13 protein-coding genes are annotated in these 12,145 nt (G+C 60.8%); 6 read left to right on the forward strand and 7 right to left on the reverse strand.

What is annotated here, in order from left to right; genetic code table 11:
* Window positions 1-177 precede the first annotated feature (177 nt).
* The 4 genes from H281_RS0103445 to H281_RS0103460 form a co-directional block, all read right to left on the reverse strand.
* Window positions 178-1,734: a UxaA family hydrolase gene (locus H281_RS0103445; RefSeq protein ID WP_020065688.1), complete on the reverse strand. Its 1,557-nt coding sequence runs from the start codon at window positions 1,732-1,734 to the stop codon at window positions 178-180.
* Window positions 1,731-3,017: an MFS transporter gene (locus H281_RS0103450; protein ID WP_020065689.1), complete on the reverse strand. Its 1,287-nt coding sequence runs from the start codon at window positions 3,015-3,017 to the stop codon at window positions 1,731-1,733. The genes H281_RS0103445 and H281_RS0103450 overlap by 4 nt, the downstream gene beginning before the upstream one ends.
* Window positions 3,018-3,106: 89 nt before the next feature.
* Window positions 3,107-4,240, reverse strand: coding sequence for a mannitol dehydrogenase family protein (locus H281_RS0103455; protein WP_020065690.1), 1,134 nt, complete (start codon window positions 4,238-4,240; stop codon window positions 3,107-3,109).
* A 16-nt stretch (window positions 4,241-4,256) separates the two neighbouring features.
* On the reverse strand, window positions 4,257-5,267 hold the full coding sequence (locus tag H281_RS0103460) for a zinc-binding alcohol dehydrogenase family protein (RefSeq protein ID WP_027804260.1): 1,011 nt from the start codon (window positions 5,265-5,267) through the stop codon (window positions 4,257-4,259).
* Window positions 5,268-5,980: 713 nt separating this feature from the next.
* On the opposite strand from H281_RS0103460, the gene H281_RS0103465 reads away from it, so the two are divergent.
* The 3 genes from H281_RS0103465 to H281_RS0103475 all read left to right on the forward strand — a co-directional run bounded on the left by H281_RS0103465 (window position 5,981) and on the right by H281_RS0103475 (window position 7,462).
* Window positions 5,981-6,178 carry a hypothetical protein gene (locus tag H281_RS0103465; RefSeq protein WP_020065692.1) on the forward strand — a complete coding sequence of 66 codons (198 nt, stop codon included), beginning with the start codon at window positions 5,981-5,983 and terminating at the stop codon, window positions 6,176-6,178.
* A 47-nt stretch (window positions 6,179-6,225) separates the two neighbouring features.
* A complete protein-coding gene (locus tag H281_RS36725) occupies window positions 6,226-6,390 on the forward strand; it encodes a hypothetical protein (protein ID WP_020065693.1) in 165 nt (54 codons plus the stop codon).
* Between the two features lie 157 nt (window positions 6,391-6,547).
* Window positions 6,548-7,462, forward strand: a complete 915-nt coding sequence (locus tag H281_RS0103475) for a LysR family transcriptional regulator (protein WP_020065694.1) — start codon at window positions 6,548-6,550, stop codon at window positions 7,460-7,462.
* 135 nt (window positions 7,463-7,597) lie between these two features.
* Here the strand turns inward: H281_RS0103475 and madM are convergent, their stop codons facing one another.
* From madM to H281_RS0103495, 3 genes are all read right to left on the reverse strand, one after another.
* A complete protein-coding gene (gene madM, locus H281_RS0103485) occupies window positions 7,598-8,365 on the reverse strand; it encodes a malonate transporter subunit MadM (RefSeq protein ID WP_020065695.1) in 768 nt (255 codons plus the stop codon).
* A 14-nt stretch (window positions 8,366-8,379) separates the two neighbouring features.
* Complete coding sequence (madL, locus tag H281_RS0103490; protein WP_020065696.1) at window positions 8,380-8,775, reverse strand: malonate transporter subunit MadL; 396 nt, start codon at window positions 8,773-8,775, stop codon at window positions 8,380-8,382.
* A 300-nt stretch (window positions 8,776-9,075) separates the two neighbouring features.
* Window positions 9,076-9,999 (reverse strand): LysR family transcriptional regulator, encoded by a 924-nt coding sequence (locus tag H281_RS0103495; protein ID WP_020065697.1) that lies wholly within the window; start codon window positions 9,997-9,999, stop codon window positions 9,076-9,078.
* Window positions 10,000-10,105: 106 nt separating this feature from the next.
* Here H281_RS0103495 and H281_RS0103500 point away from each other — a divergent pair, with 106 nt between their 5' ends.
* The 3 genes from H281_RS0103500 (at window position 10,106) to H281_RS0103510 (ending at window position 12,107) form a co-directional block, all read left to right on the forward strand.
* Window positions 10,106-10,849 carry an SDR family oxidoreductase gene (locus tag H281_RS0103500; protein WP_020065698.1) on the forward strand — a complete coding sequence of 248 codons (744 nt, stop codon included), beginning with the start codon at window positions 10,106-10,108 and terminating at the stop codon, window positions 10,847-10,849.
* A gap of 144 nt (window positions 10,850-10,993) precedes the next feature.
* Window positions 10,994-11,356 carry a cupin domain-containing protein gene (locus tag H281_RS0103505; protein ID WP_020065699.1) on the forward strand — a complete coding sequence of 121 codons (363 nt, stop codon included), beginning with the start codon at window positions 10,994-10,996 and terminating at the stop codon, window positions 11,354-11,356.
* A 4-nt stretch (window positions 11,357-11,360) separates the two neighbouring features.
* Window positions 11,361-12,107 (forward strand): SDR family NAD(P)-dependent oxidoreductase, encoded by a 747-nt coding sequence (locus H281_RS0103510; RefSeq protein ID WP_020065700.1) that lies wholly within the window; start codon window positions 11,361-11,363, stop codon window positions 12,105-12,107.
* Window positions 12,108-12,145 lie beyond the last annotated feature (38 nt).

Raw genomic sequence — 12,145 nt, forward strand, 5'->3', positions numbered from 1 at the left:
ACGACCATAACGCCGGCGTCGTTGTGTCTCCCGGTTCTAACGGCGAAGCTGCCGATGGTGGCGCAGCGCAGCGGCATGCGGCGAATCCGCGGCCGGCGCGCTTGCGTGGCCCATGGCGCGCCGAGCGTTCGCGGCGGCGCAGGACGGTGCAAGCGACAACGCGTGCCGCTGCTGTATTCAGGTGATCACGCCCAACTGCCAGGGCACGAACTCGCTTTGCCCGTAGCCGTTCACTTCGCTTTTCGAAGGCACACCCGACGCGCATTCGAGCATCTGCGCGAAAATAGCTTCTCCCAGTTCTTCGATCGAAGCGGACCCGTCTATCACGCCGCCGCAGTTAATGTCCATGTCGTCTTCCTGCCGTTCCCACAGCGCGGTATTCGTCGCCAGCTTCAACGAAGGAGAGGGCGCGCAGCCGTAGGCCGAACCGCGCCCTGTCGTGAAGCAGATCAGGTTGGCACCCGCCGCGACCTGGCCCGTTGCGGACACCGGGTCGTAGCCGGGCGAATCCATGAAGACGAATCCCTTCGCGTCGATGCGCTCGGCGTACTGATACACGTCGACGAGATTTGTTGTACCGCCCTTGGCCACCGCGCCGAGCGACTTCTCGAGTATCGTCGTCAGGCCGCCGACCTTGTTTCCCGCAGAGGGATTGTTGTCGAGCGCCGCACCGTTTCTCGCGCAATACTCTTCCCACCACGCAATGCGTGCCAGCAGTTTTTCGCCGACCGCGCGACTGACGGCGCGCCGCGTGAGCAGATGTTCCGCGCCGTACACTTCCGGCGTCTCCGAGAGAATCGCCGTGCCGCCGTGCTGCACCAAAAGATCGACCGCCGCACCCAGCGCCGGATTGGCGGAAATACCGGAATATCCGTCGGACCCGCCGCATTGCAGACCAACGATCAGATGCGATGCCGGCAACGGCTCGCGCTTCACACGGTTAGCGTCGGCGAGCATCTCGTTGACCATCGCGATGCCGCGCTCGATTGTCTTCTTCGATCCGCCAGAATCCTGAATCGTGAAGCTGCGCAACTGTTCCGTGTCCTTCAATCCGGCAGACTCGAGCACGCCTGCAATCTGGTTCGTCTCGCAGCCAAGCCCGACGAACAGCACCGAGTGGAAGTTCGGATGAACCGCATATCCGGCAAGCGTGCGGCGCAGAACCGCAAGCCCCTCGCCGAGTGTGTCGATGCCGCAGCCTAGCCCGTGCGTCAATGCGACGACGCCGTCGACATTCGGATAGTCGGCGAGCGCATGCGGATTCACGTCGCGCCGGAAGTGATCGGCGATGGCACGCGCGACGGTGGCCGAACAGTTCACACTCGTCAACACGCCGATGTAGTTGCGTGTTGCAACTCGCCCATCGGCGCGACGAATGCCCATGAAGGTCGCGGGCTCGGCGGCGTATTGCGTTGCATGCACCGCCACGCCGAACTCGTGAGCGCGTGAAAACTCGGCCATGCCGAGATTCTGAACGTGGACGTGCTGACCACGCTGGATCGGCTGCGTTGCTACTCCGATGATCTGGTTGTAGCGTTTGACCGGCTCGCCTGCAGCGATAGCGCGTGTCGCGATCTTGTGGCCGGGCGGAATCAGTCCGGCGATGACCAGATCTTCCGACGCGATGCGCGCTCCCGACATCAACTGCCGGGTTGCGATGACGACGTCGTCGTTTGCATGCAGGCGAATGACTGCAGGATCGGATTGCGTTGATTGACTGGACATGATGTTCATACCGTTGAATGAGCGTGGCTGCGTTCGGCGTCGTAAGCATCGCCTTCGACGGGCAACGGCTCGATTTTTTGCACAATGACGAGGTAGCTGAACGCGCCAAGTACGCAGAAGCCTCCCGCCACGCACAGTGGAATCGTGAACGAGCCGTGCGTCAACGAAACCATCAGGCCCGTGAACGTGGTGATCACAATGCCGGCGCAATTAGACGCGAAATTCTGGATGCCGCCGATAGAGGCGACGTGATCGGGCGTAGGAGCGACGTCGGCGGGCAGCGACCAGATGCTCGCAGCGGCAAAAGCGAGGCTTCCATAAGCAATGCCGAAAAAGGCGAGCATCAGGTAGATGTTCGTCGTGAACGCGCATAGCGTGATGACCGACGACAGCAGCATACCCGCGACCATGCAGGTCTTGCGGGCCTTGGTGAGGCTCCAGCCGCGGCGATACAGCGCGTCGGATACGAAGCCGCCGAGCCAGCCGCTAGGAATCGCCATCAACGCCGGAATCATGCCGAGCGTGCCGAGCGACTTCAGCGAAAAACCGCGCGTCTGGACGAGATAGCTGGGAAACCAGGTAATGAAGAAATAGATGACGAAGTTCAGGCAGAAGAAGCCGAGCATCATGCCCCACAGCGTGCGATGCCTGAAGAGCGAGAGCCACGGAACCTTCCGCCCGGGGACTGCGGTTTGCGGGACATCTCCATCGGACTCGCCGGTCAGATCGCCGCGCGAAGGATTCCGGTAGACCAGGAACCATCCGAGAACCCACACGAAGCCGACCACGCCCGTGATGACGAACGACGCTTCCCAGCCAAGCCCACTGATGATGAGCGCCACCACCGGAATGGACAGTGCGGACCCGACCCGCGATCCGCTGTCGAAGATGCTTGTGGCAAGCGCGCGTTGTGCGCGCTTGAACCATTGACTCACGAGCTTTGCGCACGAAGGATAGGCGCCGGCTTCGCCGATGCCTAGCAGCAGACGGCAACCGAACATGGCACCGACGCTGGTCGCTGCCGCGGTCAGCGCCGTGAACAGTGACCACCAGCCCACCGCGAGCGGCAATGCGATGCGCGCACCAATGCGATCGACGAACCAGCCGAACGGCATCTGCATCAACGCGTAGGTCCAGAAGAAGCCGCTCAGGATAAGACCCATTTGAGCGGGGCCGATATCCAGCGCTTTCTGGATGGCGGGCGCCGCCACGGCCATATTCGCGCGGTCGATGTAGTTGATCGCGATCGCAAGAAAGCACAGCAGTATCACTATCCAACGCATGTTGCGCATATTTGTCTCCTTTACTTATTCATGACGGCCTCTTGCCCGGAGCCGGGCCGCCTGTTTTGATCAAGACCAGTGCCAACGATTATGAACGACTATGCACCGGCTAGTGCGGCCTTGAGATGCTTTTGCTCGACCCGCACGCCTAGTTCGCTGGCGAGTTCGACAACGGGTTTGAGTCGGCGCTGTTTCTTTTCCTGGTGGTTGTTGGCGATATCGGCAAGACGGTGCGCCAGAAACGGATTGCTGAAGCGGTCTCGCACATCGTCGAGATACTTCGTCGCAATCTCACTCTGACCCAGTGCTTCGAACACGGGAAGCACCTCGTCTTTCCATGTCGATTCGAGCGTTGCGCGCCACGATTCGTTTCGCATGCCGTCGAGGACGGTAGTGGCCGGATCGCCTTGCGAATCGAGCCAGCATTGCGCCAGCATGGTATGGCCGAGGTTCAGCAGGAAAAGCTTCAGGCGTTCATAGTGCGCCAGATTGTCGGTCACCACGATGCTTTCGTGACGGCAGGGCAAGACCATGCCGTCCTGCTGTTCGATCGCCCATAAAGCGTACGGCTCGGCCACGGCGCCGACGGGCTCGATGGCTTCGGAGACGATCCGGTCGACGAGCGAATTGACCCAGATGCAATCGTTCGTCAGATAGCGCAGAAAGTCAGCGTCCATCTGCCAGCCGCGCGCGACCGAAAGCACCAGATCTCGCAATACGTCGCCATTGCGCGAAACCAGTTCGCACGGCAGCAGCGTGATTGCCTTGCCGCCCGCGCGATAGCGTTCATGCAACAGAACGGCCAGCTTCGCCGCAAAGCCGCGTGGCGCTGTGCGGCCGTCAAGCACCGAGGCGGTGTCTTCAGCAAAGAGCGCATAGCCGTTGTCCGCGGTATTCGAAACGATAACTTTCACTTCGTCGCGAATGTATTCGAGCAATAGCGGCCAGTCGTCGTCGGCATGCAGCGCTTGCGCAACGCTGTCGCACTCGATAGTCAGATCGACGGTTTCCTTGCGATGCAAGCCGCGAATGCGGACAGGGTAGCGCGCGTTTGCGCGGATCGCGTCGATGCGCGCGCGACTTTGCGTGCTCGCAGTGGTCTGCACCATCGCGATCTTTCCGAGCGCGTCATCCGGATTGCGACGCGCAGCTTCGCAGACGAACAGATCGACGTGTGCCTGCAAGAATCGGCTGGTCCCGAATTGAAGGATTGGACAGGGCGTGTTGGTCATGCTCGGTTTCCGTTCGTTAGCATTCGACGATGGCTTTCACGACGCCTGCTGACGGATCGAGCAGCTTCGAGAAATCGGCGGGAAGCGACGACAACTGCAGGCGATGCGTGTTCAGAGCCGCGTCGGGGATTTTGCCCGCACGCATCGCATCGAGTACCGTGTCGAAATCTTCGAGCGTCGCGTTGCGGCTTCCCAGCAGCGTTGCTTCGCGCTTGTGGAACTCCGGATCCGAAAACGATATGACGTCCTTCACGACGGAGATCAGCACATATTTTCCGCCGTGTGCGATGAATTCGAAGCCGCGGCGCATGGCGTCCGGATTGCCGGTTGCATCGAACACCACATCGTAGAACTCGCCGTCCGTCAGCTCGCTCAGCGCTTCAATGTCGCCATTACCGACGGTGACCGACGCTGCCACGCCTAGCTTCGCGGAACAGAACTTCAAGCGGTCTGCTCTCGAGTCGAGCGCGGTGACCGTTGCGCCCCGAAGGCCCGCGAAGATCATCGCAGCCATGCCGATGGGCCCCGCGCCGACGACCACCACGCGCTGACCGGCGCTGATGTCCGCGCGTCGGACAGCGTGCGCGCCAATGGCGAGGAATTCGACCATCGCGGCCTGATCGAGCGTAACGCCTTCCGCTTTGCGAACGAATTGAGCGGGTACGCTCAGATATTCGGTCATTGCGCCGTCACGATGCACGCCGAGTACTTTGATGTTCACGCAACAATTGGTTTTGCCGTTGCGGCAGGCAATACATGTGCCGCAGGACAGATAAGGCATGACATAGACCGCATCGCCGGCAGCGAGGCCGGACTCCGCGTCGGCTGCCTCGACAGTGGCCGACAGCTCGTGGCCCATCACGCGTGGGTATTCAAGGTACGGCTGATTGCCCGTGAAGATGTGCATGTCGGTTCCGCACACACCGACGCGCCTGACCCTCAGCAATACTTCGCCCGGCCCGCGTTCGGGAATCGAGCGCGTTTCGGATCGAAGAGTGCCGGGCTTCTCGCAGACAACTGTAAGCATGACTAAATGACCTATGTGGGCTTTTTTATCGAAGAGTTGGAGCAGCACGGAAACATCGTGTGCAAGGGCGGGGATGGCTGCCCTGACAGCGGCGCCGTTGCCGCGTGATGTCATCGAAACCGGGACAGAAGCTGAACTAGCCTTGTATTCGCTGAACGTAGAATAACTTTCCCTGTCAGAATTGGTCAAGCCACTTTGACGATTTGCGGGTAAATACGGAGTTGACTGGTCGCCGATACGCACGGTATCAAGCCAACCCCGCGCTTTTCCCCGTGATTGCACCGTATTTGGTCAGGCCAGTTGGATATGTCAGGAATTCGGAGACATTTTGCCAAGTAATTAAGTGTCGATTTATGTTTTGCTCTTTTAATTTGGCCGTTGACACGTAATTGACATCTGGCGAATTGCTGTCGATTATTCATTTCCATTTTCTGCAGCGCACTCTCAGGTAGGCGTGCGGATGAATCCAAGACGCATCGGGCGTTTCATAAAGCCGCATATCATATGTTTATATAACGGCTATCGTCTGTACGCGTCGATGGTTTATTCGATTGATAACCACCGTACCTTTCAGTTTAGAATGTTCACCCGACGCATCTCCGCCGCGCATTAGTGAAAAGCCGAGATAAATGTCGAAATTTACCGGAGTGGAACGGCCCGCAGGTAATTCGTTCTTCCGTCTTTATTAATACAAAATTTGTGAGAGACAACCCATGCTGAGTCCAAAAGAGTTCGCCACGCTGATGCTGGTCAATGCCGCGCCCGACCAGATCGACATGTGTAGGCAAGAACTCGACACGCTGCTTGAACGTCAACTGGTCGCCCTTGAGGAACTCGCTTGCGGGCACCAGCGCCTGCATGTGACCGGCGCGGGCCATTCCATGCTCAACGCGGTGGCGCGAAAGCGCTGAGCTTGTAGCAGTCAAGGTCAGAACTTTGTACTGAACGAAGGGCGGTAATGAACGAAGAATTGATTAGCATCGTCATGGGTGTAACGGTCCTCCTGATCGCGGTCGTCTTCACTGTAGGTCACTATCGGCGGGAACATCGCCGCAGCAAGCTGTTAAGCGAACTGCATCAGGTACCCGGGTGGTACTGGCAGCGCCATCAGCCGCGCAACTGACGTAACTGACACAACTGCCGCAACTGCTGCAGCTCAAGCAATTGACGCAACGCGTGCCCCCGCCGGCTGCTTCGCTCAGCCCGTGAGGGAATAACGCTATTTGCCGCAGGCGCTCGCGAGCCGATAATCGACGGTTTCGACCGTTCCACAGCTCGACATGCGCGACCGAATCGACGACGAGATTACCTTCCGCAAACTGGAAGTGCTGCTCGCATTCATGCAGACCGGCAGTCTTGCGAAGGCGGCCGAGGCGTTGAACGTAAGTACTGTCAGCGTGCATCGCGCGCTGCACTCGCTCGAACAGGGTGTGCGCTGCGCACTGTTTCGCCATGAAGGCCGCAATCTGAAATCCACCGATGCGGCGCAAATGCTCGCCGACGTCGCGCAAGAAGTCATCACGCTGATGTCCGACGGCATCCGGGCGACGCGCGAGGCCGCGGGTTATTCGTCGGATCGCCTGAAGATCGGCTCTCTGTATTCGCTGACTATCAGGACCGTGCCGGGCATCGTCGTCGACCTCAAGGTGCGGCGGCCGGCACTTCAGGTCGAACTGGTGCTCGGTCCGAATGCCGAACTGATCGAGAAGCTCAAGCAGGGCGCGATCGATGCGGCACTGATGGCGTTGCCCGATGCCGAGCCCGAGGTCGAATCGATCCCGCTTTTCGAAGACGATATTTTCTTCGCCGCGCCTGCGGATTCGCCGTATGCAAACCTCGATGCCGTCGATCTGCGCGACTGCCGCGACGAAACCTTCGTTTCGCTAGGCGAGGGGTTTGCGACTTATCACGGCTTCCAGGAAGCTTTTCGCGTCGCGGAATTCACGCCCAACGTGACCATGCGGGTAGGCGACATCTATTCGCTGATGAACCTGGTAAGCGGAGGCGTCGGCTATACGCTGTTGCCCGGCCGCGTGCGAGGCGTATTCGGCGACAAGGTGCAGTTCATCCCGCTTAAACCGCAATACATGATGCGCCAGACGATCGGCGTCAGCTTCCTGCGAGCACGCGAGCGCGATCCGAATCTGCTCGCACTCATGGCCGTGTGCCGTCTTCGAACAAGAAACGCCGGTTGAGGTTTTGGGCCGCGGCTTTGTCGTGCGCATAACATAAGTGCCCGCGTTCGTGGCCGCTTGCGCCTGTCCCGCAAGTTGGCGCATGACGCCGCACAAAAGTCGCCACGCATCACCCGCGACACCGCTGCGATCAAGTCAGCCGCCGACCAGTGCGCGCGTCGTGAAGAACAACAGCGAAGGTCCGAGCAGACAGCCCACGCCCGTATGAAACGTGGCGATCAGCGCGCCATAAGGAACGAGCCGCCGGTCGGTGGCCGCCAGTCCCGCGCTCACGCCGCTCACCGTGCCCGCAAGGCCGCCGAAGATCATCGCGGAGCGGGGCGTCCTGAGTCCCATGAAGCCGGCCGCGAGCGGCGTGCCGATCATGACGATGATCGCCTTGATGAGGCCCGTCGCGATGCTGAGGGCGATCACGTCCGAGCTTGCACCGATCGCCGCGCCCGTCACCGGTCCGACGATGTAGGTCACCGCACCCGCGCCGATGGTCGTCATGCTGACCGCATCGGTGTAGCCAAACGCGTGAGCGACGCTTGCGCCCACAATGAACGGCAGCACCGTGCCGAGCAGCAGCGAGACGACGCCGATGAGCCCCGCCTTGCGTGCTTCGGTGGCCTGCACCTCGAAGGCCGTCGCGACGATCGCGAAGTCCCGCAGCATCGCGCCGCCCATCAGGCCGACGCCGGCGAAGAGCGGCAGGTCCGCCAGACCTTTCTGGCCCGCGGTGAAGACTCCGCCGAAGTAAGCGAGCACGAGTCCGATCACGATAGCGATCGCCGAGCCGTGCACGCGCCCGAACGTGAGCTTGCGCGAAATCACCGACGACACCCACATGATGAGCCCGACCAGCGCGAACGCCGTGACGAGGCCGTTGTGTATCAGTACTTTGTCGAGCATCTGGATCATGGCTGGCTCCTGCTTCAGATTTCTTCGGGTTGCGGGCTGCCGATGAACGACGTGCTGTCGCGACCGGTGCGTGAGAGCACAGCGATACAGATGGCGCACAAGGCTGCCGCGCCCAGTGCCGAAAGCAGCGCGACGGGGCCGCCTTTGAGCGCGGCGACGACGTTCTGGTTGGCCGCCATCGCGACGACGACGGGGATGTACATTGCGCCCCAGAAGCCAACGCCTGCTTCTGTTTCCTTGGGCAGCAAACCCTTGCCGTGCAGATAGAGCCGCAGGAAGATCAGTAGCAGCATCGCGATGCCGACCCCGCCAACGTTCGTCTTCACGCCGATGGCGACCCCGAGCAGGTCGCCGAGAAACAGACCGGCGAGGTGGCAGAAAGCAAGCAGCGCAGTTCCATAAATGATCATTCGTGTCTCCTGTCCCGTGTCTCATGCAAAAGCTGTCGGCTCGAGCTGGCCTCATGCAAGGCGGTTGCTAATTCTTTTGAATATGGCGCGAGTCTATGGGAGCGCGAGATGACCGTTCAATGACGTTTGCCAGGCGTTCGTTATCGTGAGGGTAACGATTCGAGGCATGCGATGCCGAGGCCCATGCGTGGCGGGGGCGGACGAGCCCGCTTCACGGTTTAGGGGTTTTCCCTCGCGCGGCGTGCAACGAGCAGATTCGCGGCTGTCGAGTCGCGATGACAGATGGGTCGGCGTCTCGTGTTATCGCGCGTCGAACTTCGACGCGAGCCTCTGCTCCCGGAAAGCAGCGACCACGAAGTCGATGAAGACACGCGTTTTTTCGGGGAGGAGCTTCTTGTTCGAATAGTAGATCGAAATCGGTCCGTGGTCCGCGTACCAGCCGGGTAGCAGACGCACCAGCGCCCCGCTCGCGAGCCAGCGCGCCGCATGCGGCATCGGAAGGAATGCGACACCGTGGCCTAGCATGGCCGCGTGAGCCATCGCCTCGGGGTCGTCGAAAATCATCCTCGGGCGGCACTCGGCGTCGGCCTGCTCGCCGACCTGGTTACGCAGCGTCCATGAACGCAGACGTCCCGATGTCGCCGAGCGCCGCACGATGCCGTCGAAGTCGGTTAGATCGCCGGGATGACGCGGCATTGCCCGTGTCGCCATGTACGAAGGGGACGCTGCCACGATGACGTGGGTCCGCGCTAGTTCGCGTGCGACGACTCCCGGCGTGAGTTCGATGCCGCCGCCGATCGCTGCGTCGAACCCGCCCGCGACAAGATCGACCGGGCGATTGTCGAAGTGCCAGTCGGGAATGATCGCCGGGTAGCGTTGAAGAAACTCGCCGAGCAACGGCAGCAGATACTCGCGACCGAATGCCAGCGCCATGCTGACCTTCAGCGCGCCGGACGGCTTGCCCTCATGCGTGGCTGCATTTGCAATGGCATCGCGAACCGCGGAGAACGGATCGGCCACGTCCCGCAGGAAACGTTCGCCGGCCGCCGTGAGCGTGAGGTTCCGCGTGGTGCGCTGAAAAAGACGCAGCCCGAGCGACGCCTCGAGGCGAGCCACGTTCTTGCTGACCGCCGCGGGCGTGAGGCCGAGTCGCCGGGCCGCCGCCGAAAAGCTGCCCGACTCCGCGCTAAGGACAAACGACTCGATCGAGTTCAACGCTTCCATCGCGATTTGATACCAATGGTTGAAAGACCAACTCTACATCAGACGCTACCGGTAACCAGGTGTCGAGCCCATACTTCATGCACTCAATTCAACAAGGAACGACATCATGAACTCAACCCTCAACGGCAAAGTGGCGTTTGTGACCGGCGGCGGCCGCGGAATCGGAGCCGCCATCGTGCGACGGTTGGCGCGCGACGGTGCGGCTGTCGCGTTCACCTACAAAGGCTCGGCGGCGATTGCGAACGATCTCGCGCAAAGCATCACGGCTGAGGGCGGGCGTGCCATCGCGCTGCAGGCCGACGCAGGCGACCCAGCGGCACTGACGCGCGCCGTCGACGAAGCAGCGGCGGCGCTCGGCAAGATCGACATTCTGGTCAATAACGCCGGTGTGCTGTTGATGGGCCCGATCGACACCTTCTCGCTGGAAGACTTCGACAAGACGCTGGAAGTCAACGTGCGCGGGGTGTTCGTCGCCATCAAGGCGGTGCTTCCGCACATGGGGAATGGCGGGCGCATCGTCAACATCGGCAGTTGCAACGCGGAGCGTATGCCTTTTGCGGGCGGCGCTGCTTATGCGATGAGCAAGTCGGCGCTGCAAGGACTGGTTCAAGGCCTTGCACGCGACCTTGGCCCGCGCGGGATCACAGTCAACAACGTGCAGCCTGGCCCAACCGACACCGACATGAATCCGGAAAGCGGCGACTTTGCATCGGCATTGCATGGCCTCATGGCATTGCCACGTCATGCACATCCTGATGAGATCGCCGGCATGGTGGCTTATGTTGTCGGACCGGACGCCGGGTTCGTCACCGGTGCGAGCCTGACGATCGACGGTGGCTTCAACGCGTAGTCAGTTCACAAAGCGCCTGCGTGATCTTTTGCGTTTCACCTCCTAGACTCGATTTTTGTCCGCAAGCGGTTGATGGCCGTGTGGAATCGTCTGCACATTTGCCGGACCGCTTGCGCCTGTTCGTCGACGAGAAAAGGAGATCCGATGGAATGCACCGAGATATACGCGGGCGCCGACGGACATTCGAACTTCAGGACTATCCAGGACTTCGAGACGAGTCCGGTGTTGTTCAAGGGCGTTGCCGTCTCGCTGTCTTCGCCGCTGCCATGCGAAAGCGTGCTCATGCATGAATTCGACGGCGATTACTTTCTCGGCTGGCACAACCCGCCATCACGGCAATATGTCGTGGTGCTCGAAGGGGAACTCGAAATCAGCGTGCAAGGGCGGGACACAGCGCAGCGTTTTGCAGCAGGCTCGGTTTTCATTGCGAACGATCTGCAGGGCACCGGCCACACGACGCGCGCAATCCGGCCAGGCCGTGCGTTAGTCGTCAACTTGCGGGGATAACGCGATGCAACTCGACCATGCTCTGGCGGTGGTGACGGGCGGCAGCAGCGGCATAGGCTTTGCAACCGCTGAACGGTTTATCGCCGAAGGCGCGCGCGTGGTGATCAGCGGGCGTAACGCGGAAAAACTCCAGCAGGCCGCGGACAAACTCGGCGAGAACGCGTTGCCGGTCATGGCGAATGCCGCGAACCCGGAAGACATGCAACGGCTATATCAGACAGCGGTCGGCCGTTTCAAATGCAATGTCGATGTGGTGGTCGCGAACGCAGGCATCTCCCGGCAAACTCCGCTGCGCGAGACGACGCTGGAGCAATTTTCCGAACTTCTCGACATCAATGTCGGGGGCGTTTCCTCGACTGTTCGAGAGGCGTTGCCGTTCCTCGCCCGACCTGCGTCGATCGTCCTCGTGGCGTCGCTCGCGGCCAGTCAGGGCACGAAGAATTTTTCCGCATATTGCGCTTCGAAAGCGGCGGTGGTCTCGCTGGCAAAATGCTTTGCAGCCGATCTGGTCGAACTCGGCGTGCGCGTGAACAGCATTTCGCCGGGAGTGGCCCATACGCCAATCTTCGATACGCTGGGCATATCCGACGCGCAACTGTTGGAATGGTCGAATGTGATTCCCATGAAGCGGCCGGCCGAACCCGCCGAGGTTGCTGCGGCAATCCTCTTTCTTGCGTCGAATGCGTCGGGGTACGTGACCGGCGCCGACCTCGCAGTCGACGGCGGCATGTCCGGCATCAGTCCGTTCTGAATGGAGATTGCTCCATTTTTTCGCGGCAATGCATGGCG

Origin of the sequence: Paraburkholderia caledonica (genome assembly GCF_000383275.1) — a bacterium.
Lineage (GTDB): Bacteria > Pseudomonadota > Gammaproteobacteria > Burkholderiales > Burkholderiaceae > Paraburkholderia > Paraburkholderia caledonica.